General features: G+C 57.5%; 24 protein-coding genes and 1 pseudogene. 19 read left to right on the forward strand and 6 right to left on the reverse strand.

Going from position 1 to position 24,577, the window contains the following annotated elements; all coding sequences use genetic code 11:
* Positions 1-57 precede the first annotated feature (57 nt).
* Complete coding sequence (locus tag DBIPINDM_RS04460) at positions 58-1,197, forward strand: alpha-hydroxy acid oxidase (RefSeq protein WP_258580883.1); 1,140 nt, start codon at positions 58-60, stop codon at positions 1,195-1,197.
* 387 nt (positions 1,198-1,584) lie between these two features.
* Here the strand turns inward: DBIPINDM_RS04460 and DBIPINDM_RS04465 are convergent, their stop codons facing one another.
* Positions 1,585-2,685, reverse strand: a complete 1,101-nt coding sequence (locus DBIPINDM_RS04465; protein WP_258580884.1) for an Ldh family oxidoreductase — start codon at positions 2,683-2,685, stop codon at positions 1,585-1,587.
* Between the two features lie 358 nt (positions 2,686-3,043).
* On the opposite strand from DBIPINDM_RS04465, the pseudogene DBIPINDM_RS04470 reads away from it, so the two are divergent.
* A pseudogene (locus DBIPINDM_RS04470) lies at positions 3,044-3,340 on the forward strand (DDE-type integrase/transposase/recombinase); the annotation flags it as partial.
* 305 nt (positions 3,341-3,645) lie between these two features.
* Here DBIPINDM_RS04470 and DBIPINDM_RS04475 read toward each other — a convergent pair.
* The gene (locus tag DBIPINDM_RS04475) at positions 3,646-3,879 is read right to left on the reverse strand and encodes a GntR family transcriptional regulator (RefSeq protein WP_318036876.1); all 234 of its coding nucleotides are present in this window, start codon (positions 3,877-3,879) and stop codon (positions 3,646-3,648) included.
* Between the two features lie 303 nt (positions 3,880-4,182).
* On the opposite strand from DBIPINDM_RS04475, the gene ehuB reads away from it, so the two are divergent.
* The 12 genes from ehuB to DBIPINDM_RS04535 all read left to right on the forward strand — a co-directional run bounded on the left by ehuB (position 4,183) and on the right by DBIPINDM_RS04535 (position 16,607).
* Positions 4,183-5,046 carry an ectoine/hydroxyectoine ABC transporter substrate-binding protein EhuB gene (ehuB, locus tag DBIPINDM_RS04480; protein WP_258580885.1) on the forward strand — a complete coding sequence of 288 codons (864 nt, stop codon included), beginning with the start codon at positions 4,183-4,185 and terminating at the stop codon, positions 5,044-5,046.
* A gap of 69 nt (positions 5,047-5,115) precedes the next feature.
* Complete coding sequence (ehuA, locus tag DBIPINDM_RS04485; protein WP_318036877.1) at positions 5,116-5,931, forward strand: ectoine/hydroxyectoine ABC transporter ATP-binding protein EhuA; 816 nt, start codon at positions 5,116-5,118, stop codon at positions 5,929-5,931.
* Between the two features lie 33 nt (positions 5,932-5,964).
* On the forward strand, positions 5,965-6,633 hold the full coding sequence (gene ehuC, locus DBIPINDM_RS04490; RefSeq protein ID WP_258580886.1) for an ectoine/hydroxyectoine ABC transporter permease subunit EhuC: 669 nt from the start codon (positions 5,965-5,967) through the stop codon (positions 6,631-6,633).
* Between the two features lie 9 nt (positions 6,634-6,642).
* Positions 6,643-7,302, forward strand: coding sequence for an ectoine/hydroxyectoine ABC transporter permease subunit EhuD (gene ehuD / locus DBIPINDM_RS04495; protein ID WP_258580887.1), 660 nt, complete (start codon positions 6,643-6,645; stop codon positions 7,300-7,302).
* A gap of 23 nt (positions 7,303-7,325) precedes the next feature.
* Positions 7,326-8,510 (forward strand): M24 family metallopeptidase, encoded by a 1,185-nt coding sequence (locus DBIPINDM_RS04500; RefSeq protein ID WP_258580888.1) that lies wholly within the window; start codon positions 7,326-7,328, stop codon positions 8,508-8,510.
* Positions 8,507-9,739 (forward strand): M20 metallopeptidase family protein, encoded by a 1,233-nt coding sequence (locus DBIPINDM_RS04505; RefSeq protein WP_258580889.1) that lies wholly within the window; start codon positions 8,507-8,509, stop codon positions 9,737-9,739. Before DBIPINDM_RS04500 ends, DBIPINDM_RS04505 begins: the two co-directional genes overlap by 4 nt.
* The gene (locus DBIPINDM_RS04510; protein ID WP_258580890.1) at positions 9,736-10,494 is read left to right on the forward strand and encodes an Asp/Glu racemase; all 759 of its coding nucleotides are present in this window, start codon (positions 9,736-9,738) and stop codon (positions 10,492-10,494) included. The genes DBIPINDM_RS04505 and DBIPINDM_RS04510 overlap by 4 nt, the downstream gene beginning before the upstream one ends.
* A gap of 50 nt (positions 10,495-10,544) precedes the next feature.
* Positions 10,545-11,573 (forward strand): NAD(P)-dependent oxidoreductase, encoded by a 1,029-nt coding sequence (locus DBIPINDM_RS04515; protein WP_258580891.1) that lies wholly within the window; start codon positions 10,545-10,547, stop codon positions 11,571-11,573.
* A gap of 465 nt (positions 11,574-12,038) precedes the next feature.
* Positions 12,039-12,950 carry a LysR substrate-binding domain-containing protein gene (locus DBIPINDM_RS04520; protein ID WP_258580892.1) on the forward strand — a complete coding sequence of 304 codons (912 nt, stop codon included), beginning with the start codon at positions 12,039-12,041 and terminating at the stop codon, positions 12,948-12,950.
* Positions 12,951-13,110: 160 nt separating this feature from the next.
* Positions 13,111-14,532, forward strand: a complete 1,422-nt coding sequence (locus tag DBIPINDM_RS04525; RefSeq protein WP_258580893.1) for an amidase — start codon at positions 13,111-13,113, stop codon at positions 14,530-14,532.
* Positions 14,533-14,612: 80 nt separating this feature from the next.
* On the forward strand, positions 14,613-15,800 hold the full coding sequence (locus tag DBIPINDM_RS04530; RefSeq protein ID WP_258580894.1) for a M24 family metallopeptidase: 1,188 nt from the start codon (positions 14,613-14,615) through the stop codon (positions 15,798-15,800).
* 39 nt (positions 15,801-15,839) lie between these two features.
* Positions 15,840-16,607: a class II aldolase/adducin family protein gene (locus DBIPINDM_RS04535; protein WP_258580895.1), complete on the forward strand. Its 768-nt coding sequence runs from the start codon at positions 15,840-15,842 to the stop codon at positions 16,605-16,607.
* A 265-nt stretch (positions 16,608-16,872) separates the two neighbouring features.
* On the opposite strand, the gene DBIPINDM_RS04540 is transcribed toward DBIPINDM_RS04535, so the two are convergent.
* A complete protein-coding gene (locus tag DBIPINDM_RS04540; RefSeq protein WP_258580896.1) occupies positions 16,873-18,090 on the reverse strand; it encodes an ATP-grasp domain-containing protein in 1,218 nt (405 codons plus the stop codon).
* 245 nt (positions 18,091-18,335) lie between these two features.
* Complete coding sequence (locus DBIPINDM_RS43590; RefSeq protein ID WP_416361685.1) at positions 18,336-18,617, reverse strand: hypothetical protein; 282 nt, start codon at positions 18,615-18,617, stop codon at positions 18,336-18,338.
* A gap of 325 nt (positions 18,618-18,942) precedes the next feature.
* On the opposite strand from DBIPINDM_RS43590, the gene tnpA reads away from it, so the two are divergent.
* From tnpA to tnpC, 3 genes are all read left to right on the forward strand, one after another.
* The gene (gene tnpA / locus DBIPINDM_RS04545) at positions 18,943-19,380 is read left to right on the forward strand and encodes an IS66-like element accessory protein TnpA (RefSeq protein WP_258580897.1); all 438 of its coding nucleotides are present in this window, start codon (positions 18,943-18,945) and stop codon (positions 19,378-19,380) included.
* A complete protein-coding gene (gene tnpB / locus DBIPINDM_RS04550; RefSeq protein WP_023782575.1) occupies positions 19,377-19,727 on the forward strand; it encodes an IS66 family insertion sequence element accessory protein TnpB in 351 nt (116 codons plus the stop codon). Before tnpA ends, tnpB begins: the two co-directional genes overlap by 4 nt.
* A 71-nt stretch (positions 19,728-19,798) precedes the next feature.
* Entirely contained in the window at positions 19,799-21,241 is a 1,443-nt protein-coding gene (gene tnpC / locus DBIPINDM_RS04555; protein ID WP_258580898.1) for an IS66 family transposase, read from the forward strand.
* Here tnpC and DBIPINDM_RS04560 read toward each other — a convergent pair.
* Both DBIPINDM_RS04560 and DBIPINDM_RS04565 read right to left on the reverse strand, forming a co-directional pair.
* Complete coding sequence (locus tag DBIPINDM_RS04560; RefSeq protein WP_258580692.1) at positions 21,181-23,250, reverse strand: recombinase family protein; 2,070 nt, start codon at positions 23,248-23,250, stop codon at positions 21,181-21,183. The two genes, tnpC and DBIPINDM_RS04560, sit on opposite strands and share 61 nt — an antisense overlap.
* Positions 23,237-23,425 (reverse strand): hypothetical protein, encoded by a 189-nt coding sequence (locus DBIPINDM_RS04565; RefSeq protein WP_258580899.1) that lies wholly within the window; start codon positions 23,423-23,425, stop codon positions 23,237-23,239. The genes DBIPINDM_RS04560 and DBIPINDM_RS04565 overlap by 14 nt, the downstream gene beginning before the upstream one ends.
* A gap of 312 nt (positions 23,426-23,737) precedes the next feature.
* On the opposite strand from DBIPINDM_RS04565, the gene DBIPINDM_RS04570 reads away from it, so the two are divergent.
* Positions 23,738-23,971 carry an IS66 family transposase gene (locus tag DBIPINDM_RS04570; protein WP_258580900.1) on the forward strand — a complete coding sequence of 78 codons (234 nt, stop codon included), beginning with the start codon at positions 23,738-23,740 and terminating at the stop codon, positions 23,969-23,971.
* The gene (locus DBIPINDM_RS04575) at positions 23,968-24,570 is read left to right on the forward strand and encodes a UPF0149 family protein (RefSeq protein ID WP_258580901.1); all 603 of its coding nucleotides are present in this window, start codon (positions 23,968-23,970) and stop codon (positions 24,568-24,570) included. Before DBIPINDM_RS04570 ends, DBIPINDM_RS04575 begins: the two co-directional genes overlap by 4 nt.
* The last annotated feature ends 7 nt before the right edge of the window (positions 24,571-24,577 follow it).

Raw genomic sequence — 24,577 nt, forward strand, 5'->3', positions numbered from 1 at the left:
TAAGTTGATAGCGCCTCTGAGGTGCCGCTGTACTCGACATTTGGAGAAGGAGAAGTTTTGCATACGCCTCTCACTATCGATGACCTCAAAACTCGCGCCCAGAAGCGCGTGCCCAAGATGTTTTTCCAGTACGCCGACTCTGGATCGTGGACAGAAAGCACCTATCGGGCGAACGAGGAGGACTTTGCCAAGATCAAGCTGCGCCAGCGCGTCATGGTCAACATGAAGGACCGATCATTGGCATGTGAGATGGCGGGCCAAGCTGTTTCGATGCCGGTCGCTCTCGCGCCGGCCGGTATGGCGGGCATGCAACACGCTGACGGCGAGATGCTGGCTGCCCAGGCCGCCGAGGAATTCGGCGTCCCGTTCACCCTTTCGACCCTCAGCATCTGCTCGATTGAAGATGTTGCATCGGTAACGCGCAAGCCGTTCTGGTTTCAGCTCTACATCAATCGCGACCGCGACTTTGCTCTTAATCTCATCGACCGCGCCAAAGCAGCTGGCTGCTCGGCTTTGGTGCTGACGCTGGACTTGCAGATCATGGGGCAGCGCCACAAAGATATCCGCAACGGCCTGTCGGCCCCTCCCCGCTTCACACTGGATCACATCCTCCAGATGGCGCGCTGCCCGATTTGGTGTTTGAAGATGCTCGGTACGCAACGCAGGACATTCAGGAACATTGTCGGCCACGCTGGCGGTGTCAACGATCTGGAGGCCCTTGCCGCCTGGACCAGCGACACTCTCGATCCGAGCCTGTCTTGGGAGGATATCGAATGGGTAAAGAAGCGCTGGGGCGGCACACTCATTCTCAAGGGCATCCTGGATGAGGAAGATGCGCGTATGGCGGTTCGCACCGGTGCGGATGCCATCGTCGTCTCCAATCACGGGGGGCGGCAGTTGGACGGGGCACCATCATCGATAAGCATGCTGCCCCGGATCGTCGAGGCGGTCGCCGACAAGATTGAGGTGCATATCGACGGCGGGATCCGATCCGGACAAGACGTCTTGAAGGCGCTATGCCTCGGCGCGAAAGGCACCTTTATTGGGAGGCCGTTTCTATACGGCCTCGGTGCGGCCGGCAAGCAAGGCGTCACGCAGGCGCTTGAGATCATCAGACGCGAACTCGACACGACGATGGCGCTCTGTGGAGAACGTGATCCGCGAAACCTATCGTTGAAGAACCTCGTTGATCTCTGAGGATGAATCGCCGCGTCAGTCTTGATCGCGGTAGGGGACGCCGGTTCCCCCGCACCCCAGCTCAGATCCCTACGTGGGTCCTTCTACATGCGGCTCCTGCCTTGGGTTACGACGCGTACCTTGGATTGGGGATGGTGATGACAGGCGCGAACTGCCACTGGACGATTGGCAGTTGGGCGATAGCGTTCCTCGAAGATTTCCAGCAGATCGAGACGCTGCTGGTCGGTCGGCGTTACTAACTTAACTCGCGTTCAGGGATTTGCGGCATAGCCCGATGGCATGAACACCGCGACCGTCAGCTACAAGCGCCATCGTTGCCCGCCGCAGATCATCGCCCATGCAGTCTGGCTCGATACTGTCGCGTGATATTCTTTGAACGACATGCGTTCAGGCGAGATCAAGTTCACCGGCAAGCCCGTAATTACACGCAAGCGTGCGCAGTTTCTCCCAGGTCGCGTTGTCGACTTCAATGCCGTTTGCTCGCTCCTGTTCGCGCAAATATCCGATCTCGCCGGGGTAGAACACGCCGGGTGAGCCTTCCGACGGCGCCGCCGATTTCAGGTGCCGCGCGAAGTCGGCAACCTCTTTCTTGAAGTTATCAAGCGGACGGAAGGCTGCCACATTGAAGACAGCCATAAAGCAGCCGAAATTCTCCCGGCCGCTCGGCTGGGCCCCGAAACCAGGATCTGGCAGCAGTCCGCATAACAGTTCCACGATTGCGGCGAGGCCGCTGCCCTTGTAACCCTCGGTGCCGCCGAGCGGCAGTAGCACGCCGCCTTTGCGGTAATCGCGAGGATCGGTCGTGGGGCGTCCCTCTGAATCGATCAACCAGCCCTTGGGAATCTCTTCACCGCGCGCGATCGCCAGCTCGAGCTTGCCGGCGGCGACCGCCGAGGTCGCCATGTCGAGCAGAAACGGGGCCTTGAGATCGGAGGGTACCGCAATCGAGATCGGGTTGGTTCCAAGCCGCGCCTCGCGTCCGCCGAAAGGCGCGACATATTTGCGTAAGTTGCCGGAATCAGCGACCGTAAGCCCAATCATGCCAGCTCTTGCCGCCATCAAGGAATAGGCGGCGAGCCGTCCCACATGGCTTTGCCTGAACACTGTGCAGGCCGCGACATTGGCGGTCTTTGCTTTTTCGATCGCGAGCGTCATCGCCTTGGCGTTGACATGAAAACCAAAACCCCAGTTGCCATCGATAAGAGCTGTGGTGGGGGATTCTCGCACTATCCTCCACTCTGCGCCCGGCACGATATCCCCCGCCTTCACGCTGTCGATATAGCTCGGAATGGCGATGACTCCATGGGAATCATGACCAGCCAAGTTGGCATTGACGCAACCGGTGGCGACTGCTTGCGCCTCGTCGTCTGAAGCCCCGGCGGCTTTCAGCAGCGCCGCACAAATGCGGGTGAGACGATCCGGCTTCACGACCGAAACGCGTATATTTTCGTCCGGCTTGCCCAGTCGTGGGTCCTCAATCGAACTCATGAAGGTTTCCTCTATTTAGGCCATCTCCGACCACCGGGCCGGCGTGACACGCACCGCAAATCGCATGCCACAGCATGAGTCAGCTCGTGAACGAGGAAGAATCAAAGAATCTTACAAAGGTCCGCAGATGTCCAACGCCCCAACCCCAACCGCAACCATCTGCACAGATGTGAGGGGCCCGATCTAGTAAAACTCTAGGATACCTTTTTTGTCGGTGTTTTTTCAGTCGTCGGACACGTGCCGCTCGCGCAAGGTCCAGGCGCACTTTGCTCGACGGCGGAAAAGCGTGCCTAGAGTGGCCGGCTGCTTTTGTCGAGTTTCCGACGACGGCGTCTTTAACCGCACAAGCATTGGATGAGAAAGCCAGTCCGCCGCGCCGAAGCGCATGATCACCGACAAGCTGCGCTCGCATGGAGCATGCCAGGCGACAGGTGATGCCAGACGTCGAGCATCGGTCGCACAAGGGATTGAACAACCGGGCGGAGAATGCACATGTGCCGCTGCGAAAACGGGAGCACTGCAACGCTTCGTTTCGATCTTCTCGGCTCTGCGCAATCTCTTCGTCGCGCCCCGCTCAAAACGCTGCGCTCTCGCTAAACATATTCACCGCCTGCAGGCCATGGCGCACTGGAAAGCCGTGGTCCTGGCCAGCTGACATCAGCGGCCGCAGGTCTCAACGAGTTTATATGCAGACAACGTGACATCGCACGCCCTGTTCTCTCATCTGTATCAACACCGCAATACTTCAACCATTCTGTTGCAACCGAGCGATGACGCGCAAAAAGAGTCCCAGGGCGAGAGCCGAACACGGTGCTCGGCGGCAAGTCGACAGCTAACGCCCCAAGTGTCTCCCGCATACGTTCGAGGTGCAGAATGTCAGAGACGGGCTTCAGGATCGACGGGTCAATCAATCCGGAAGTGCGCAGGGGTGCGTATGGCGTGACAGCTTCAGAATTGACGCTAGGACTTTTGATAAACGTTCCGCGTCCAATTTCCCCAGCGACGAGCGAGTTCTTCATACGCTCGAGACACGGTGGGTAGCGAGACCCCGAGCTTAAAGGCAAGCTGCCTTTGCGGCGGAAGCTGCTCGCCTGGCTTCAAAGCCCCAGAAGAGACGGCTCCCGCTATCTGATCGGCAATCGACAGAAAATATGGCTGCGAAAGACGTTCGTTGGTTGGTGTCCACATTGTCATGGAGGGAGTCCTATCGTCGACTGCCGCCCTGAGGACAGGCGAAAGTCAGAAACTCATATGATTTTGAATAGCGCAACGCGAGGAAGCAGAGAACAGCAACCTAATGTCATTGGACAATTTAGTCAATTGACAACGCTCGGACCGATTGTCATGTTTGCACCGGTAGCGGCAAAAACAGCAGTTTGCCCCTAGGTCTAGACGAACCTCTCGTCATGTAGCCGCGGGGGATCGGAGAGCAGGATATTTCCGATCGATGTCCTGCTGGCGCGACGATCTAGAAGAGCCATCAGAAAGGGAACAACAATGGCATCAAACATCAAACGGCAGTCTTCTTTTTCTCCTCGCGGCCTAGCAACTGTACTGACCGCAATCTTGGCAATCACAACGGTGAGCGCTGCGATCGCGGACGATCTCGACGTCAACCAAGAGATTTCGATCGCCATCGGTGGTGAGCCGCCCTATACGGAGTTGAAGCCCGACGGTACATTGAGTGGCGCTGGCCCTGACATCGATCGCGGCGCATTGGCGCTCTCCGGGTTCAAGAACTTCAAAGGCGAGCTGATACAGTACGGGGCCATGATACCGGCCCTGCAGGCAAAACGCGTAAGAATTCTCTCAGCCGGCTCTCTCAACATTCGCCCCGAACGTTGCACCGTCGTTGATTTCGCTGAACCGGCCATCTGCACTGCGCAAGCTTTCCTGATCCGCTCCGACATGAGTGGCAAGTTCAAAAGCTACAAGGAATTTGCCGACCTAGGCCTCAAGCTGGCGGTGGGCGCCGGCACTTTGCAGGCCCGAGATGCGCTCTCAGCCGGAGTGAAGCAAGAGAACCTGGTTCCCTATCCTGACAACACCAGTGCGGTGAAGATGCTGCAAGACAAGCGCGTCGATGCCATCGCCCTAAATGATGCGGGTGTCATAGACATGAAGAGTCGGTCGGGTGATGATACTTTGCAGACCATCATACCGATCGCCAACACTCCTATTGATTGTGCAGCCGCAGCCTTCAATAAAGAGGATAAGGCACTACGCGACGCCTACAATGTAGGCCTGAAAAAGCTAAAGGACAGTGGCGAGTTCGAGAAGATCATGGCGAAATATGGTCTTCAAACGAACTACAAGATTTTGGCTAATGCCAAGTCAGCAGCTGAGATGTGCAATCCGTAATTCACTCCAGGTGATAACGCCCAGCAGCGAGTGCTGCTGGGCTGGCATCGCACGAAAGGAGACAGCGCAATGGGATTGCATGTCGCACCCAAGGCTCCAGATTGCCCGCCCATCATTGAATTCCGGGACGTTGAGAAAAGCTATGGTTCCCTCAAGGTGCTGGAACAGCTCTCGTTCTCGGTGAAAGCTGGTGAGCATCTTGCGCTGATTGGTCCATCAGGCTCGGGAAAAACGACGATCCTTAGAATTTTGATGACGGTCGAGTCGGTTACAGCTGGAGATGTGATCGTCAATGGCGTTTGCCTAAACCACGAGCAAAGAGGCGATAAACAAGTACCGTCGTCGGAGGCGCATCTACGCAGAATGCGTGGCGCCTTCGGAATGGTCTTCCAACATTTCAACCTCTTTCCGCATAAAACCGCTCTTCAGAACGTTGCCCTCGCCCCGGTGCTGACTGGAAGTCTGTCGAAAGCGGCAGCCAAAGAACGTGCGCTGCAAATGCTGGAAAACGTTGGGCTCGCCGACAAAGCACATGAGTATCCGTCAAGATTATCTGGCGGCCAAAAACAACGCGTCGCGATTGCCCGTGCTCTCGCTTTGCAGCCCAAAATACTACTCCTTGACGAGATCACCTCCGCTCTTGATCCGGAGCTGGTGGAAGAGGTCCTAAACGTCATCACAAATCTCCGCAACGAGACCGACATGACGATGCTCCTGGTTACCCACGAGATGGGTTTCGCCAAGGATTTTGCCGACCGAGTGTTGTTCTTCGAGCGCGGCAAGATCGTTGAAGAAGGCCCGCCGTCGGAAATCTTTCAGTCGCCTCACCACGAGCGCACGAAAAGCTTCCTTCGCAAGATAATCGCCGCAGGCCATCGCGTTTGAGTCGGTCAGTCAAGGCAGGGCAAGGTCATCCCAGTGAATAGTTTTGAGTCTGCAATCGGATACAGTTGGTTCATACTCACGGGGGCTGTCGCTACCGTAGAACTCACGCTTTTGAGCTGCCTGCTCGCGTTGATACTGGCTATGCTGGCCGGCATTGCTCTCACTGCAGACCAGATTTCCGTGCGTGCCGTAACGCGAATCTATGTGGAGATCTTCCGCGGCACCTCAGTGTTCGTCCAACTGTTCGCGGCTTATTTCGTTCTGCCATTTGTTGGCGTTTCTCTATCTCCACTGCAGTCGGGCGTCCTGGCGCTGGGCTTGAACGGTGGCGCTTATGGCGCTGAAGTCGTTCGCGCGGCGCTCAACGCCGTCGGTCGCGATCAGCGGGAAGCAACTATCGCATTAAATCTGACGCGGTGGCAGGCCCTCTGGTGGGTGATCCTTCCACAGGCGGTCGTGTTCATGCTGCCAAGCTTTGGAAATCTTGCGATCGAGCTCATGAAAGGCACTGCGGTGGCATCGCTCATAACGGTCTCGGAGCTAACGTTTCAGGCGCAGGTGGTACGAGGCCAAACAGGCGACACCGCTATGCCCTTTCTGCTCATCTTGGTCATTTATCTTCTAATTGCGTCTGCATTGATAAGTTTCGTGCGGTGGCTTGAAAGACGCTTTGGGCGTGGCATCGTAAGCGCAAATACCTGAGGTTAATCAATGAACTGGAGTTGGGCATTCGTCGCTGAGATAACGCCCGATTTGCTTAAAGGGCTCGTCGTTACAGTGAAGATAACGTTGATCTCGTCGGTTGTGGCTTTGAGCATCGGACTATTCTTCGCAATTGCCAAGATGTCTTCAATCGAGTCGGTTCGCCGTTCTGCGGTCCTTGTAACAGAGACGATTAGAAGAACGCCGTTGCTGGTGCAGCTGTACTTTCTCTTCTACGTCCTGCCAGACATTGGAATTGTTTTGTCTCCCATGGTCGCCGGGACAATCGGTCTCGGTCTCCACTACGGCACTTACGTGTCAGAGGTCTATCGCGCCGGGATCATCAATGTTCCGGCCGGGCAATGGGAGGCTGCGAGGGCCTGCAACCTGACCACAAGGCAGACCTGGACGGAAATCGTGCTGCCGCAAGCTATTCCCCCAATGATCCCACCTTTGGGCAATTATGTGATCGCGATGTTCAAGGAGACGCCAATACTATCGGCAATTACCGTCCTTGACCTTATGGGCGAAGCGCTAGCCAAAGCCAACTTCAGCTACCGCTATCTCGAACCAATCACTCTCGTCGCCGTGGGCTTCCTGTTCGTCAGCCTTTGCTCTGCGGCCCTTATTCGGCTTTTGGAAAACTATCTGAAACTTCGGGCTGCCTGAGCAGCCGAATTGAGGAATCAACCATGACTGCACCGAAACTACGCTTTGAGATTTCCGAGTACAAAGCTCGGCTCGAGGGCACCCGCAAAGCAATGGAGCGGGAAGGCATCGATCTTCTAATCGTCACGGACCCCGCAAACATGGCCTGGCTTACCGGTTATGACGGCTGGTCCTTCTACGTTCACCAGTGCGTCCTCATTCATGGGGACGAAGACCCGGTCTGGTTCGGTCGCGAAATGGACGGCAACGGTGCTCGCCGAACCATTTACATGGATGAGAGCCGTATCAAGTCGTACGCGGATCACTACGTCCAATCCTCCCAATATCATCCGATGACTGCCCTTGGCCAATTGGTTACAGACCTCGGCTGGTCCACGGGTTCGATCGGGATCGAAAAGGATAATTACTACTTTACGCACGCAGCTTTTGAAGCGCTGTCCTCCACGCTGCCGAACGCAAGCTTCAAAGACACGACAAGGCTTGTGAAATGGCAGCGGATCATCAAGTCTCCCCGCGAAATCGAGTACATGCGCGGAGCAGGCAAAATCGCGACGGCCATGCATCAGCGCGTCGCCGAAGTGTTGAAACCCGGCGTCAAGCAATCGGACATTGTGGCGGAAATTTACCGCACCGCCACTCGTGGCGTTGATGGCTTCTGGGGCGACTACCCAGCGGCCGTTCCCATGATCGGGGCGGGCATCGACGCCTCGGCGCCTCATTTGACTTGGTCAGATCGTGAGCTTCGCTCTGGGGAAAGCATCTTTTTTGAACTCGCCGGCGTCCACAAACGCTATCACTGTCCTCTCTCCAGGACATTCTATCTAGGTAAGCCGGAACAAAAGTTCGTCGATGCAGAAAAGGCCGTGCTCGAGGGAATGGCGGCTGGCTTGGAGAAAGCGGTGCCGGGGAATTCTTGCGAAGACGTCGCGCAAGCCTACTACACCGCCATTGAGCGTCACGGGCTGAAAAAGCCAAGCCGTTGCGGCTACTCGATCGGTCTCGCTTATCCGCCGGATTGGGGTGAGCACTCCGCAAGCTTCCGCACAGGGGACCGCACTGAATTGCGGCCAGGGATGACGTTCCACTTTATGTCAGGCCTGTGGTTTGGCGACTGGGGCATCGAAATCACTGAAAGCATCCTTATCACCGACAAGCAGGCCGAGTGCCTGGCACAGTCGCCACGCCAGTTGATAGTGATCGATCAATGAATGCATCGGACACAGACCTCAAACGGGCCAGTCACGCATTCCATTTGCCGGCGGGATGCGAGGAGCAAATCCTCGCTCTCCGGCACTACATGCACGCAAACCCGGAGCTATCAAATGAGGAGCACAACACTCGGGCAAAAATAGCGGAGTTTTTGGGCGGTGCGGGGCTGCAAACACCCCAGGTCTTTCACCACACAGGCTTGTTCGTTGACATTGTCGGCGAGGGAAATGGAATTCCCATAAATGTCGTGGTTCGTGGCGACATCGACGCGCTGCCCATCCAAGAGGCCCGACCGGATATCCCATATAGATCCCGTGTCCCTGGAAAGATGCATGCTTGCGGCCACGATGCGCATGCATCGGCAGCATTGGGCGTTGTATTGGCGGCGCTCGCCTATCGTCAGCACTACGCGGGAAAGGTGCGCGTTGTGTTTCAACCGGCTGAGGAAGCAGAACCCCTCGGCGGCCGATCTGTCGCTGAACAAGGTCTGCTCGACGGTTTTGACTGCGCAATTGGGATGCATGTGAACCCCGAAATACCCTCCGGGACGTTTTCCGTCCTGACGGGCCCGGTAACAAAGTCTTCCGACGAATTCCAGATCATCTTCAAAGGCAAGAAGAGCCACGCGGCGTGGCCAGAGCTGGGTGTTGATGCGATCGCGATCGCGTCCACATTCGTCATTGAGATGCAGAAACTCATATCGCGTGAGAGCCACAGCGACGAAGCTCCTGTCATTTCAATAGGCCGTTTCCATGGTGGTGAAGCAACCAACATCATCTGCGATCGCGTCGTTCTCGACGGTACGCTGCGCACACGTTCGCCAGACGCCCGTCAGAGGCTTCGACGCCGTTTGGAGGAACTGGCTCGTCAGATTGCCGCGATGCATCGCGGCGAGGCAGAGTTCAAGCTGGTTCCGGGAGAACCTGCCGTCGTAAACGATCCAGGTATCAGTCAAACGGCCCGGGAAGCCATTGGCGAAATCTATGGAAGTGAGTCACTCGTTCCGGCGAGACCTCTCGCAGGGGCAGACGACTTCGGATTCTATGCCGAAAAACTCCCATCGGTGTATTTCTGGTTTGGCTGTTACAATGAAGCGCTCGGAAACATAACCCATGTTCACACGGCAGAATTCGGTGTCTCCGATGATGACGTGTTGCGCGCGGCGCGCGCTGCTTGGGCAATCGTCAGAAATCTTCAAGTTTCAGCAAACGCGGGCATATCGTCATGATCACGTCGCCAATCAAACACCTTGAAGCAGCTATGGACGCAGGGATGGCGAACCAGGTTGTAATCGGCTTGATTGCTCTTTCGACAGATGTCGTGACTGAGTACGAGCTGCGGAGAATGCTTCCGAAGGACGGCGTTAGTATTTCAGCAACCCGAATTGAGACGAAAAACCCGATTACGATCGAAAATCTGCGTGGCCATGCGCATGAAATTGCCAAAGCCGCCGAGCTGTTCGTGCCCCGGGAGTCCGTGGATGTCTTTGCCTACGGCTGCACGTCTGGATCTGCGCTGATTTTGCAAACGACCCTTGAAGCAGAACTGCACCGAACTGCACCAGGCGCGAAGTTAACATCGCCTATGACAGGAGCCTACAAGGCTTTTCGTCAGCTCGGGATTCGGCGGGTCGATCTTTTGACACCCTATCCAGACGACGTTACGGCGGCGATGACCGAGTGCTTGAAGGACGAAGGTGTTTCAGTCGTGTCTTGTGGTTCATTCCACATCGAAAACGACTATGAAATCATCAATATCAAGCCGGCGAGCATCATAGCAGCGGCCGAGGCACTAAATTCGGCTGAGTCCGAAGCTTTGTTCATACCATGCACTGGTTTGAGGACTTCGACAATCATCCAGGCCCTCGAAGCGCGAATTGGCAAGCCTGTGATCACCGCTCACCAAGCAATGCTCTGGGATGCACTTAGACTTTCCGGCTATACACAGCCACTGTCGGGATTCGGAAAGCTACTCACTGTCTGACGCGACCCATCTTCGCACCGACCAATTATCCGAATTCAGGAGGACCAGGAATGAAAGTTCTATGCTTATGGTATGCCACGGACACTGAGATCAACCTAATCAAAGGAGTGCTGCCGCCCGGAACCGAAGTGGTGGCACCGAGAGGCGAATATCTCTCGCGTTTCGACTGCGACTACTCAGACGTGACGAATCTGGCGCCCGACGCCGATGCGATCATTGCTTTTAGCGTCCCGGAGGGACTTCTTCAGATCGCGGAAAAGCTCAAGGTGTTCTCCTGGCTGCATTCCGGCGTGGACGACCTTGGACTGATGGGCGCGCTAGATCTTTTCAAACAGCGTGGCGTCAAGCTCGCAAACATTCGCGGCGCGAATGCGGTCGCGGTCGCGGAGCAAGCAATGATGTTCGTGCTAGCTCTTGCAAAAAAGACTCTCCTTAAGCACCGGGCGACAGAAGAAGGCAGGCTGCTATTCCCTCTCTATGATGACGAATACAGGTCGGGGATGCTACACGGTCGCACAATCGGCGTGATTGGAGTTGGAAATATCGGCGGGCGTATCGCCAAACACGCCAAGGGGTTCGACATGCAAGCCCTCGGCGTCCGTCGCACCAATGGCGGCCCCCCGGTCGAGTTTTTCGATGCAGTGCACGGGGTCGACGAGTTGCACGATGTTCTGCCGAAGTGCGACTACGTCGTCCTAGCGACGCCTGATACAAAAGAGACGCATCAGTTTTTCGGCGCCGCGGAGCTCGCCGCCATGAAACCATCGGCGTTTCTCATTAATATCTCGCGTGGCATGTTGATCCAGGAGAAGCCGCTATACGAAGCGCTCACTTCAGGCACCCTTCATGGTTTCGCAACCGACGTATGGTGGCAGTACAATTACGGCCAAACATTTCCGATTGGCTGGGGATCGCGCCTTGGAATCCACAAGTTGCCCAATGTGGTCACGTCGAACGACCAAGCCGCAAATGCCGATGACGTGCTCGAGAGGAATATCCGCTGGGGCTCGCAGAACCTGGCTGAATTTGTATCGGGTACACCGATGAAGCGAGAAGTGAGGCTCGATCTGGGATACTAAGCCCGCATGGATGTTCTTGCAAAGCAAGGACATCCAATCACCACCCATGACTGTGAATTGGCTTTTTAATTGCGTGTGGTTGTCAATCCGAGTCTCGCTCTGTCATCGCCGGGGTCATGGTCCTTTCCTAGGTCGAATGCCTCATGGTGATGTTCGGGCGGGCGCCTCAACGTGTGCAACGAAGTTCGAAGTCGACGTCAGCCGATTCAACGAGGTCACCGCAACCACCGTCCCGGCGGGGACATCACGAGTTCCGGAAACGGACCCGCGATTGGGATCGAGCGCGGGTCTGTCATGCCATCCCCTTCGCTCATGACGGCGGAGCGGCGCGCATTGGTTAAATACGAGAGTGACGCGGTCGCCGATCTCGCAGGCTCTGCGATCAGGTGTTCGGTTCGCTTAAATGATTGTATAAAATGCGTCATCGTCTTTAAACGGGCGCTAATGCAGACTCGGTTCCGTTTCATGAAACACTATCCGTCCATTCAAGCGCTTCGCGTTCTCACCAGTTTCGCTCGGACAGGATCAGTTGAAGAGACCGCGGATGAGCTTTTTCTCACCCGAAGCGCGGTAACCTACCAACTCCGCTTGCTCGAGCGCAGCTTGAGTTTTTCACTTTTGCACCGGGCGGGTACCCGCATCGGGCTCTCGCCTGAGGGCTTAGCCTACGCTCATGATGTGCGGTTGGCGCTCAACACGATCTCCGGTTCAGCACAGCGGTACGCGAATAGGAGTGTAAGCGGTACTCTCGTAATTTGTAGCACACCGGGCTTCGCGGGCGGTTGGCTTTGCAGCCGCATTGCCAAATTCAATGGAGCCTTCCCTGATGTGAAGATCGTCCTTCAAACCCAGACCCTTCTGGAAAATGTCGCGAATGAGGACATTGATGTGTTTATCACCTTCGGGAATGGTCATTGGCCAGAGATGAGTGTCTCTTACCTCGTCGGCATCCGTATATCTCCGGTATGCAGTCCGGTTTTCCTGCATCAACATGGGATGTTTAAGGACCCTAAAGATCTGAGCAACGTGCCTTTGCTTAACATCCTTGGCGACGAGACAGACTGGGAGATCTGGCTCACCGCGGCCGGTGTCGACCCTTTTCTGGCGCGTAGCGGCATCACCTTCCATGACGGAAACCTTTGTTACAACGCTGCGGTCTACTCGCAAGGCGTGGCGCTGGGCGACGATTTCACCTGTCGAGCCGCTTTGGCAAGCGGCATGCTTGTCATGCCGTTTGATCTCTCGCTTAGAGGGAGACGCTCCTATTACCTTGTTTCGTCGCCGGCCAAGGCTGAAATGCCAACGGTGGCGGCCTTTAGCTCATGGATTAAGACCGAAATCATGGCCAACCATACCGAGGATGACGGCGAGGCCTGAATACGATATCGGCAAAAATATTTCGTCGATATCGCGAAAACTATAGATTTGACGAATGATCCCTGACCTTCCTAGGATCAAAAAAAGCGGGGAAGCTCATTCGGTAGATAGTGGTCATTGACGCAGCCAGCCTCCGCTGACCCAACATAAGATCGAAAAAATGAATAGCATAAGCAAAGTTTCAGGGACCGTAGGGGCCCTGACGGCTCTCGATTGCATTGAACTCTACCGGGCCGGCACGATCTCACCGGTCGAGGTTGTTCGGGACTGTCTTGAGCGCATCGACGCAATCAACGCCGAACTCAACGCTTTCTGTTACATTGATGCGGAGGCGGCTTTGATTGCGGCCCGTCAATCCGAGGCAAGGTGGAACAAGCGGCAACCGATCGGTGTGCTCGACGGAGTGCCTGTTACAATCAAAGACCTCACATTGACGCGCGGAATGCCGACGCGGCGTGGCTCCGCAGCAACTAGTGCTGCCGGGCCATGGAATGAAGATGCACCGCTCACCGCCCGCATGCGAGAAGCCGGGTCCATCATTCTCGGAAAAACTACGACACCGGAATACGGCTGGAAGGGAGCAACCGATAGCCCCCTGACCGGCATCACCCGCAACCCCTGGAATCCGAAGCTGACACCAGGCGGCTCGTCTGGGGGCGCGGCGGTAGCCGCAGCGCTAAACCTCGGATTTCTTCACCAAGGTAGCGATGGCGGCGGTTCGATCCGTATTCCCGCAAGCTTTACCGGTACATTCGGCTTCAAGCCAACTTTCGGATACGTGCCCCAGTGGCCGCTTAGTGCCATGGGAGCGCTGTCTCACATTGGACCAATGACACGTACGGTCGATGACGCGGTGCTGATGATGGATGTTATCACCCGTCCCGACGCACGGGACGGCTACGGCGGCATGACTTATAAGGCCGACGTGTCAGGCGAAACCGAGTCCCTGGACGGGATCCGGGTCGGATACAGTCGTACTCTTGGCTACGCCGATGTGGCGCCTGACATTCTGCGCGTCACCGACGCAGCTGTTGAACAGCTTCGTGGCCTGGGCGCAGAGGTTGTTGAGGTAGACCCTGGCTTTGCCAATCCTGTAAAGGTATTCGCAACGTTCTGGTTCGCCGGAGCAGCGCGTCTGATTGCTCGCATGAGCGAGGCACAGAAAGAGCTGCTGGATCCCGGTTTTCTTGAGTGTGCGATCCGGGGTGAGGAAATCTCTCTCGCAGAATTCAAGGATGCCGAACAGGCTCGATTCGATTTGTCGGCAAAAATGGCCGATTTCCATGCAAGCTTTGATCTGCTGGTCACTTCGACCGTAGCCGTTGCACCTTTCCCCGTTGGAAAGGATAAGCCCGATGGGTTCAGCGGCTGGGTCGATTGGACGCCCTTTACTTTCCCTTTCAACCTGACGCAGCAGCCTGCAGCATCCCTTCCATCGGGGTTGGACGACGCCGGGCTCCCCGTGGGCCTCCAGCTCGTCGGACCGCGCTACCACGACGCCAAGGTACTCGGCGCCGCCCGAGTGATTGAAAGGCGTTTGGGACGCCTGACGCCGCCAGTTCTGCAAATGGACAGCCGATAGACCGCCCGCAAGTTTCTACGCGCCAAAGCGTCATCTCACCATTCTCGAGAGACGCTCACACCAACCAGGATTGAGGACCGATGTCCGCGCAAACGAATGACATGAAACAACATCCCAATGGCAAGGTACTAACGTTTGCACTGCCGGAATTTGAAGACCGGGTCAGCCGTCTTAATGCCATGCTGCAGAAAGAGAAGATCGATATCTATCTCGGTCATGCGCCCGAAAGCCTCAATTATTTCACCGGCTTCGATCCTCTCGGAATCTATTTGTATGAGTGCGTGTTTTTCCAGACAGGAGCGAAGGAACCTTCGCTCCTCACTCATAAAGCTGAGAAAGAGCTCACCGTTTTCCAGTGCTGGATCTCGGAAATCATCATCTGGACGCACGGCCACAATCCCGTTCAGATGACAATCGACAAATTGCGCGCCCTCGGTGCAACAGCTGGCAAGAGGGTGGGCCTCGAGATGGCCAATTGGTATCTTCGCGCCGATCTCTACAAAGCCCTGACAGTGGCATTTCCAGAAGTTGAATTTGTCGACGTGACGCAGAAGATCATGCGGCTGCGCACCATTAAATCGCCGACCGAAATTGAATATATGCGGAAAGCGGCCGGGTTCTCCGACCTCGCTCTGGAGGCGATGGCCGAGATCCTCCGCCCAGGCATTAGCGAGCTGGATGTGCTGGCGGCGGTACAGTCGAAATTGGCGCTTGCGGGCTCCGAATATCCCACGCTGCCTTTCATTATCGCTTCCGGGTGGCGTTCAGGCACATTCCACGCCGTCCCATCGTCGAAAATCATCGAGGCGGGTGATCCGATCCTTTTTGAGTTCACGGGATCCTGGAAACGCTACAATTCCAACCTCTGCCGCACCGTGGTGGCGGGCAAGGCATCCGACCGGCTGCTCGACCTCTGGAAAATCAACTACGAATCGTTCTGGCGGCCTTTCGAGCTGATCCGGCCCGGCGCATCGGCTTCGGACATCGACCGCCTCAGCCGGGATATCAGGGGCGATTATGCCGACTTCATCGTGGCTCGCGCGGGCTTTGGGATGGGCCTGTCTTACCCTCCGACCTTTGCGCAATTTCCGGACATTCTGGTGGGTGACGAAACGGTCCTCGAGCCTGGGATGATCTTCTCCCTCGAGCCGTCGATATCGCAGTTCGAAGGCGTTACAATTTCATACGGATACAACATCCTCGTGACGGAAAATGGCGCGGAGATTCTGCAGAACACTCCCAAGGAACTTTTCGAGATTGCAGCTTAGCACCGCACCATGGCCATTGTTACCACTTGAGAGGATCCGATGAACGCACATGAGACTGTAGATTCCCACAATTCGCAATCGAATGCTCAGACCGAAGCCCGGCGTGATCTTGCGGCCGCGCATCGCCTGGCCGTGAAGGACAACTTCATTGAGGGCATCGACAATCATTTCACGCTGACCGTGCCAGGAGCACCGGACCGCTTTTATCTGAACGCGTTCGGATATCACTGGTCCGAAGTTAACGCGTCCAACTTGATCGAGGTGTCCCTTGACGGCGCTGTTGTCGCCGGCGAGGGCATCGCGAACCTCACTGCGGTCTGCATACACGCCCCGATCCATCGGCGCGGCGTCAAGTGCGTCCTGCATACACACATGACCTACACGACGGCCCTGAGCCAGTTGGAAGACATGCGCATTGAGCCCTCAAGCCAGAACGGCGTGGTTCTGCAGGACATGATTGCTTACGACCGCGACTACAACGGCTTTGCCGAAACGCAGGACGAAGGCGAGCGCATGGCGGACGTCCTGGGCGACAAGAAGATCCTCATGCTTGCCAATCATGGGGCCGTTGCGACCGGAGACAGCGTCGCAAAGGCTTACCACCGCCTTTACTTCTTAGAGAGAGCCGCTATGACGCAGATGATAGCGATGGCGGCCGGCAAGCAGCGCATGATTTCGGAAGCAGTCCAAGATCGCATCCGAAGCTCACTCGGCGCTCCCGGCACGGACTACGGCGCCGAGATCCGCATGTATTTCGATGCCATGAAACGCGTTTTGAGAGCAGATGGCTCGAATTTTGCAGAATAACTTAAGCTAATTGCCGAAAATGCGTGGAAAGCTCCAAACCAAAAAAGGGGGATACGCATGAAAATGGGATAAGATATACATCTTTAGCACTTACCGCTCTCATGGCTTTTACAGGCGTTGCGAACCCCAACTGTCTTCACGATATCAAACAGGCTGGTGTGATCAAGGCAGGTAGCGCTACCCTCGGCACCAAGCCGTTCCTTTTAAGAAATGAGGATGGTTCACTCGCAGGCTTCGAGTGGGAGTCCCAGATGGTCCCTATTCGTCAAGGGTCCGGAAATGGCGTGATCGACCAATCGATCAAGTCGACGGCACGCTGAAGTATGGCCTGGGTTTGCGCAAGGTTGGGATGTGCGGCGATGACATATCCAATTAGGTCCCCGTAGTCGCCATTCCTGACGATAGGGGTCTTGGGTTCAATAAAGAATTTGACCTCAGTGATACCTGGTACAGTTGCTGCCTGATTGACGCCGCCGATCCAATCGAGGGTGCCATCGCTATCAGGCACTAGAATCCGAGCGGCCGCAGTTTGCGAATGCCTTCTGCGCAAATCCCATTCGTCGCCGACGACAAGCTTGATGTGCTCGGTGATGATGTCCACACCATAAGCCAGCTGAATCAGTTGAGGTCCGGGCGCGCCACCAAGGCGAGGATTGACTTCAATGACTACCGGGCCACGCTTCGTCCATCGGAATTCAATGCACGTTGGCCCCCAGCCAAGGCCGAGAACTTGCAAACAGCTCAGCGAAACATCAGCGATACGCTCGCGCTCCTCATTGGTCAGCAGGGCCGGAAGCGTCATCTCACGAAAGACGAAATGCGGCGGAGCCCCGAAATCGCCGGCGGAGATTGCGATGACCTCATCTCCCATTGTGTCGGCGCAATAGTAGGGACCTTGGGCAAATTCTTCGACCAGTATCCTCGGTGAAGACCGCCATGTGTAGTTCCCGCCCAACAGATAGGTCGTATGTTCGGCCAACTCATCGGCGTTGCGGCACAATCGGACACCTCTGCTGCCGACACCTACCGCTGGCTTGACAACCACCGGCAGGCCAATCTCCGCAGCATAGCTTTCTACGTCCGTCGCATTCGCGGCCACGCGATAAACAGGTACCGGAACGCCTGCTCCCGCGAGGAGCTGACGTTGAGCGAACTTGTCGCAGCATTGTTCAACCGATACGGGGTTCGGTCCCGGGAGACCGAAACGGCGGCAGAGCTTGCCTACTGTCGCATAAACCGCTTCCCTAGCGCTGGTAATGCCAGCAATGTCGTAGGTCGCACGGAGCCGGGAACATTCCCGGATCAGCGCATCGAGATTGTCTGTATCGACACGAATGGCCTCAACGCTTTCCGCCGCAAGATAGTCGTACTGAGTTGGATCAGTCGACAGGGTAATTGGATGAAGACCAAGACGCTGGGCCGCTTGGACGTACGACAGACCATTGCTTGCGCTTTCAATCAGGATGAGCACTCTTTTTGCCATTTGCCTGTTACCTCTATGTTGCGTGGTGTGAAGTGGTCTGGGCAACAATCGGCATCAGCTTTCCTATCCGTGCCAGGCCTCAGACCTTGCGGCGAAGGTACCATCGTCAGCGATCTGCTCCCGCAAAGATTCTGTAACTTAGTGTTACGGTTTTGTTGCAACTGCGGACTGATCGGGATAGGGGCGCGACGTCCCCCTCCCACACCACCGGCCATACGGGTCCGTACCACGGCGGTTCGATCGGATTAGGCTTGGGCAAAGACATGGAGCCGGGGGAGACCGAGAGACTCGAAGACATGCGCCAGAATCCCGTCGGTGAACCGGCGGCAATCGCAGCTCCGAACTTTGGTACGCCATGACGGCGCAGTTCCTTGAAGCGGTTGTGCCCATTCCCCATTGCCGCCAGAGATACATGCGTAGTCTTCGGCGGAGCCACGCTTCCAAGTTCGTAAGCACCCGTGGGGGGTCTGGCAGAAGCCGAAGTAATCGCGCCATCCGATAAGGTATGGCTTCAGCTCCTTGATCAACTGCGGCAGACTGATCCCCGTGTCCGGCGTGTCATGTCCCGGATCAGCGTCTCGAATTTGCCGAGGGTCTTCGGCACAATGCGCCGCTCGCTCCCGTCATTTGAGATGCTGAACCCAGGATTTGTGGTAATCTACGCCGGGTCGTATGATACGTCGCACTTTCCCCGCCATGACGATCGTCGAACCCGAAATACGGTACGCTGCACGGCAGGAGGTGCGAGTGTCCGTCAAGTACCCAACTTTCTAGTGAGTGCAGCCTCTCTCATGCGTAAGCGATGCGCCAAGGCACCTTGCAATAGGCCGATGAACATGGAGTTTTCGAGCCATGACATTGGAACATGCAAGCGGCGATACGGTCGCCGAGTTAAGCGCCGCCGCGGCGTCCGAAGATCTTACAACGGTGCCCGGGCGCGTGCGGCAACGAAGGCTGTGGAGTTGCACGGAGAAGCGCGGGTTGGTCGATCTGGCGAGCGCGGCGGGGTCGTCGGTGACCGAGGTCGCGGAGGCATTCGGCGTAGCTCCGTCACAGCTTTATGCCTGGCGCAAACAGATGGCCGGCGGCGAGCTCGATGCCGATCGGGCGATGGCAACTTTCGCGCGGATCGAAGTGAACGATCTGCCCGGTGTCGAACGCCCCGTCGCCGATTGCCCGGACCAGGCCGGCAGAATCGTCGTGGCCTTTCCGAACGGCGCGCGATTGCGGATCGACGGGACCGTCGATCCGACGGCGCTGCGTATCGTACTGGCGGAGTTGACCAGGTGATCACGGTGGTGCCGACCGACCGGATTTACTTGTGCTGCGGTGAGACCGACATGCGCCGCGGGATCAACAGCCTGGCGCGGATGGTGCAGCAGGTGCTCGCGCTCGACCCGCATTCCGGCGCGATCTTCTGCTTCCGTGGACGCAAGGGTCATATCATCAAGATTTTGGCGCATGACGACCAGGGGTTCTGCCTTTTTACAAAACGGCTTTCCGATGGTTGTTTCGCCTGGCCGACCACCAAGGATCAGGTGACCGTGTCGCTCACTAAGGCACAGCTTTCGCTACTTTTGGACGGGATCGATTGGCGCCGGCCGAACAAGATTTATCGACCACGTCTGGCCGGCTAAATTCGGCCGTTCTCATTGATTTTGTGTCGATTTTGCTTCCGTAGACGAGGTCTTTCGGGTATGTAATTTGGGTGTCGGAACAAGCTCCCTCCATCGCTGATTTCCTCGCCCGGATCGCCACTCTGGAGGCGGCGGTTTGTGCCCGTGACATCGCCATTGCCGAACGGGATGAGCAGCTGCGAAGAGAGCGCGCCGAGGCCGCGCTTCGCATCCAGCGCCTGCAGCTGCAGATCGATCGCTTCAACCGCAAGGCCTTCGGCCGCTCCTCCGAGAAGCTCGGCCAGATGCAGCTCGAACTCGAAGATCTCGAGATCGATTTCGCCGCCAGCGTGCCCGATCTCGATCTGCCTATCGTCGCTGACACCGACAAGGTGCGGGTGTTGCCGGTGCGCAAGCTCAACCCCAACCTGCCGCGCAAGCGGGTCGTTCGCGAGCCCTCTTGCGCATGTTGCACGGGCTGCGGCGGCGATCTTCGCGCCATGGGCGAAGATGGCGACGAGATGCTCGATCTGGTGGCTCAGGCCTGGCAGGTGATCGAGACCATTAGACCCAAGTACAGCTGCCGGACCTGCGATAAAATCATCCAGGCGCCGGCGCCAGCCAAGGCCATAGCACGCGGCAAGCTCAGCTATGCCGCGCTCGCCCATATCATGATGGCGAAGTGGGGTTATCATCTGCCCTTCTACCGTCTGGCCCAGATGATGGCCGCCAAGGGCGTCGATATCGAGCGTTCCACGCTTGCGCGCAGCGCCGGCTACGCCGCCGCCTTGCTCGATCCGATCTACAACCGCATCCGCGAGATCGGCCGTACCCGCACCAAGATCCACACCGACGACACGCGGCTTCCGATCCTGGCGCCCGGCAACGGCAAGACCCACAAGGGCGCGCTCTGGGTTTACGTCGCCGACGACCGCAATTCGGGTTCGCAGGAGCCGCCGATCGCCTGGTATCGCGCCACCATGGGCCGCGCCGGCGAGAGCGTGATGACCGAGCTCGCCGGATTTACCGGCACGCTCCAGGCCGACGGTTTCAGCGGCTATAACCAGCTCTACAAGGGCGGCGCCATTCGAGAAGCAGCCTGCCTAGCCCATCTGCGTCGCAAGATATTCGACGTTCACGACAGCCAGCCGACCGAGCTCAGCACGACGGCGATGGCCGGTATCCAGGCGATCTACCGGATCGAGGAAGAGATACGGGGGCTCCCGCCCGCCGAGCGATTGGCCGCACGACGAAGTCGGACCCGACCACTGGTCCGCGCGCTGCGACGACAGCTCATGCGCCAGGGCAAGGGTTTGTCGCGCCATGCCGATATCGCCAAGGCCTTCGCCTATGGCACCAACCGATGGCGCGCGTTCAATCGCTTCCTCTACGATGGCCAGCTCGAGCCCGACAACCTGATCGCGGAGCGGGCCATTCGTGGATTTACAACGACCGATTCATACTGCACCTCTCCTCAAACGTCCGGAAACAGGGACTTTTGGTTTTCCATTTTGATGCGACACGGGCCCCTGTGACGCGGAAACTGGGTTACTTGATCCTTTTCCAGGTCCGTGGCTCGTATTTGGTGCGGCGCATCCGGAACAACCTGCTCGGTAGGGAGCACGCCCTCCTTGATCAGTCGACGGACACGATGGGCTGTAACTCCAAGCTTTTTGGCAGCTTCGGTCAGCGTGAGCCATTCGCCATTCTTTTCGGCGGATCGGTAGCCGTGGATTTTATGGACCGTGCGCAGTGCCCCGACACGGCGCGCCGTCCAGGTTTTGCCTTGTCCGGTCTGCATTCCCATCCGGTTGAGAGTGGCGGCAATGTTTGCGTCGGACCAGCGGGTAGCCATAGACCGCATGACGGCAAGGGCGGCCTCCGGAGTACTCTGGCCATGTTCGCCAGCTTTGGGTTTGCGAATACGCAGCTGGGAGTGCTGGCCACCCCTCCAGTGGATCGTCAAAATAACTTCACGTTGCTCTTCATCGACGTCAGCGATGATATCCGACACGAGGGTGCGGAGGAGCTGCTGACGGCAACGCATATCGACGTCAGGCGCGCGCCAGGCAGCCTCCAGGTCGGTGGCAATGCCAGCAAAATCGGGAACTGGGGTGACAAGATCGATTTGTCGCGCTTGGGCCAAACCCGCTTCACAGGCTTCCACGCGCCTGAGCGCTGCCTCCCAGCTCTTCTCAAGTTGGGCAGCGATCAGCCGGTTGTCGGGGTCGCAAGCGGCATAGCGACGCTCAGCGAGAGATGCCTCGTATCGAGCTTGCTGCAAGTCCAGCTCCACCATACGGTGTCGTTCTTCCAGATTATCCCGATGCGCACGATCAGCTTCCATTGCGGCCTCGATCGCCATTGGCGTCACGGCTCTCAATATCTCTTTGCCGATGGCAGGGTCGATGCGAGATGCGCCAAAAGTCATGCATCGCGGCTTGGCCAGCATCTGGTTGATACGTTCGCAGCGGTAATAGGGATGACCCGGAGGCCGGCCCGAATAGACAACGCCCAACCGCCTTCCACATCGGCCGCAGGTGAGCAGGCCCGCAAGCAGCGCACGGCCGCCACGACCCGACTTGATGCCGCCTTTCTGTCCAAAGGCATTGACGGCGATATGGCTCTGGTTCCGCTCAAACTCACTCCAATCGATATAACCTTCATGATGATCCTGGAGCAGCACTTCCCACGTTCCAAAGGGCTTGTTGTGGCCGTAGCTTTTGCGAGCCCTGCCATCGACAATCTCCGTTCGCTTCTCGCTTTTACCATAGACATAGACCCCGGCGTAGAATGGGTTCTTCAGGATCGAAATAACACTTCGATAGCGAACCGGCACCCAGTCGAAGGACACCGTTTTGCGCCCGTCAGAAGGGCGGGGAAAATGGAAATTATCAGCCGTCAGCGAAATCAGCACCTGGCGGGCGCTGCCAAGCTCGCGGAAGCGCGAAAAGATGAGGCGGATCGCCTGCTGTACCCGAAGATCAGGATCAAGCCCCAGACCGTATTCACGATGCCAGATATAGCCGATCGGAACACTGAGGCGCAGTTCCCCCCGCCGCGCTTTGGCGCGAGCCGCGTCAAGCATGCGCGTTCGCAATATGCCGAGCTCAAACTCGCTGATGCTGCCCTTCATACCCAACAACAATCGATCGTTAGGCCGACAAGGATCGTACACCCCGTCGAGATCTATGACGCGCGCTTCAACCAGGCCGCACAGTTCCAGGAGGTGGTGCCAATCCCGGCCGTTACGGGAAAGGCGCGATGCGTCGAGGCAGAGCACTGCGCCAACTTTGCCTGTGCACAGGCCGCTCACCAGTCGCTCGAAACCAGGGCGGTCGACAGCGCCGCTGGCGGTCCGACCAAGGTCATCGTCGATCACCTCGACATCATGGAATCCCCAGCGGCGCGCAACATCCACAAGTTCATATTGTCGCCGCTGGCTTTCCAGGTTGTTCTGGACCTGACCGGGGGTCGACTGTCGAACGTAGACCACAGCTTTGCGCTTCAGCACCGTCGCTGGAAGGAGATCATTGCCCGTCATCGCTCGTCTCCTTCGTCGCGACGCCGGCCGCGGCCATCAGGAGGGTCGCCAGCCAGGCGACAACAACGCTTCGTTCCGGGTCGCTCAGGCCTCGCATCTGCGGCGTATCGAGCGGCATGCTCAGCTGCTGGGTCAGCACCGGTAATGTCGAGGGTGGTGGTGGTAAAGCCTTCATGGCGCGCCTCCTGGATGGCCGTGAGTCCATCCGTCGAAGTCTGCCTGAAACCGCGCTCGGTAAGCAGTCTATGAAGCTCTACAAGTCCAATCACCGCAACGCGCGGTTCGCCCATCTCCATGTTGGCGCAAAACGCCCGATCCAGCATCCACTCTGCGACCTGAATGATCTCACCCGGCCTAATCTCGACCCGAATGATCGAACCGTTAGCCCGATCCTCCCGACCTTCATGCCGGAATCGGCCGCCGTAATATGGATGCCAGCGATAATGAAACTCTACCATCTGCCCGACATGGGCAGAATGACCCTGCGATGGCGGTCGGCCGACGCAACTGGCTTTTCTCGGGCAGCTTCGCCGCGGCAGAGCGGTCAGCGGTCGTGCTCAGCATCATTGAGACGTGCAAGCTCTGCGGCGTCGATGCCGAAGCCTACATGGCCGACGTCACCGAGCGCATCCAGAATGATTGGCCAGCCTCGCGCTGGGACGAACTGATGCCGTGGAATTGGGTGCGCCGCGAAGAGATGCAGCTCTCCTTGGCGGCATGAGCGCGCTCGATGACATGGCGCTGTCGGACGAGGCGCTCGAGGCCTGGATGGCCGTCAAGATCAACCGTCGCCCGCTGGTGCGGACCATGTCGGCGCTGGATGGCTTCGTAACGGCGGCGGTCACCGGGCCGCGGTTCCCGGACCCGCAATACTGGATGTGCCCGCTCATGGGGTTGCCGCGCGACGTCTTGGCCAAAGGATCTGCAACCGATCACGCCGTGTTTGCCAGCGTCGCCAGGATCCACAACCGGATCAACGAGACGCTCTTCGACAGACCGCAGGATTATGCGCCCCGTTTCGCCACCAAGCCCAGCGGCGGCATCGACCCCCGGCCTTGGTGCCAGGGGTTCTACGCGGCCATGAACCGCAACATCAAACGCTGGAAACGACTACTCGACCTCGACAACCCCAACCACGGCCTGCTGCTGCCGATCCTGATCTACTGCGTCGACAAAAAGGGGCGGCCCGTCCTCGGCAAGCCCAGGCCAGGGCCTGAGACCGCGCATTTCATCGAGCATGAGGCCTACAAAGACATCGCCCTCGTCATCCCCGCCCTGCGCGAACTCCACTACGTCACCCGTTATGACGATCCGCCGTGATCGGCGG

This window comes from Mesorhizobium sp. AR02, from assembly GCF_024746835.1.
In the GTDB taxonomy this organism is placed as follows: Bacteria; Pseudomonadota; Alphaproteobacteria; order Rhizobiales; family Rhizobiaceae; genus Mesorhizobium.

What these genes read in the sequence shown, in the direction of transcription:
- DBIPINDM_RS04530 (WP_258580894.1), top strand. Translation starts at nt 14,613, where the DNA reads ATGTCCGCGCAAACGAATGACATGAAACAACATCCCAATGGCAAGGTA.
- DBIPINDM_RS04515 (WP_258580891.1), top strand. Translation starts at nt 10,545, where the DNA reads ATGAAAGTTCTATGCTTATGGTATGCCACGGACACTGAGATCAACCTA.
- DBIPINDM_RS04505 (WP_258580889.1), top strand. Translation starts at nt 8,507, where the DNA reads ATGAATGCATCGGACACAGACCTCAAACGGGCCAGTCACGCATTCCAT.
- DBIPINDM_RS04560 (WP_258580692.1), bottom strand. Translation starts at nt 23,250, where the DNA reads ATGACGGGCAATGATCTCCTTCCAGCGACGGTGCTGAAGCGCAAAGCT.
- DBIPINDM_RS04500 (WP_258580888.1), top strand. Translation starts at nt 7,326, where the DNA reads ATGACTGCACCGAAACTACGCTTTGAGATTTCCGAGTACAAAGCTCGG.
- DBIPINDM_RS04575 (WP_258580901.1), top strand. Translation starts at nt 23,968, where the DNA reads ATGAGCGCGCTCGATGACATGGCGCTGTCGGACGAGGCGCTCGAGGCC.
- ehuA (WP_318036877.1), top strand. Translation starts at nt 5,116, where the DNA reads ATGGGATTGCATGTCGCACCCAAGGCTCCAGATTGCCCGCCCATCATT.
- DBIPINDM_RS04465 (WP_258580884.1), bottom strand. Translation starts at nt 2,685, where the DNA reads ATGAGTTCGATTGAGGACCCACGACTGGGCAAGCCGGACGAAAATATA.
- DBIPINDM_RS04475 (WP_318036876.1), bottom strand. Translation starts at nt 3,879, where the DNA reads ATGACAATGTGGACACCAACCAACGAACGTCTTTCGCAGCCATATTTT.
- DBIPINDM_RS04525 (WP_258580893.1), top strand. Translation starts at nt 13,111, where the DNA reads ATGAATAGCATAAGCAAAGTTTCAGGGACCGTAGGGGCCCTGACGGCT.
- DBIPINDM_RS04540 (WP_258580896.1), bottom strand. Translation starts at nt 18,090, where the DNA reads ATGGCAAAAAGAGTGCTCATCCTGATTGAAAGCGCAAGCAATGGTCTG.
- DBIPINDM_RS04565 (WP_258580899.1), bottom strand. Translation starts at nt 23,425, where the DNA reads ATGAAGGCTTTACCACCACCACCCTCGACATTACCGGTGCTGACCCAG.
- ehuD (WP_258580887.1), top strand. Translation starts at nt 6,643, where the DNA reads ATGAACTGGAGTTGGGCATTCGTCGCTGAGATAACGCCCGATTTGCTT.
- DBIPINDM_RS04570 (WP_258580900.1), top strand. Translation starts at nt 23,738, where the DNA reads ATGGCGGTCGGCCGACGCAACTGGCTTTTCTCGGGCAGCTTCGCCGCG.
- DBIPINDM_RS04520 (WP_258580892.1), top strand. Translation starts at nt 12,039, where the DNA reads ATGAAACACTATCCGTCCATTCAAGCGCTTCGCGTTCTCACCAGTTTC.
- DBIPINDM_RS04535 (WP_258580895.1), top strand. Translation starts at nt 15,840, where the DNA reads ATGAACGCACATGAGACTGTAGATTCCCACAATTCGCAATCGAATGCT.
- DBIPINDM_RS04510 (WP_258580890.1), top strand. Translation starts at nt 9,736, where the DNA reads ATGATCACGTCGCCAATCAAACACCTTGAAGCAGCTATGGACGCAGGG.
- ehuB (WP_258580885.1), top strand. Translation starts at nt 4,183, where the DNA reads ATGGCATCAAACATCAAACGGCAGTCTTCTTTTTCTCCTCGCGGCCTA.
- tnpA (WP_258580897.1), top strand. Translation starts at nt 18,943, where the DNA reads ATGACATTGGAACATGCAAGCGGCGATACGGTCGCCGAGTTAAGCGCC.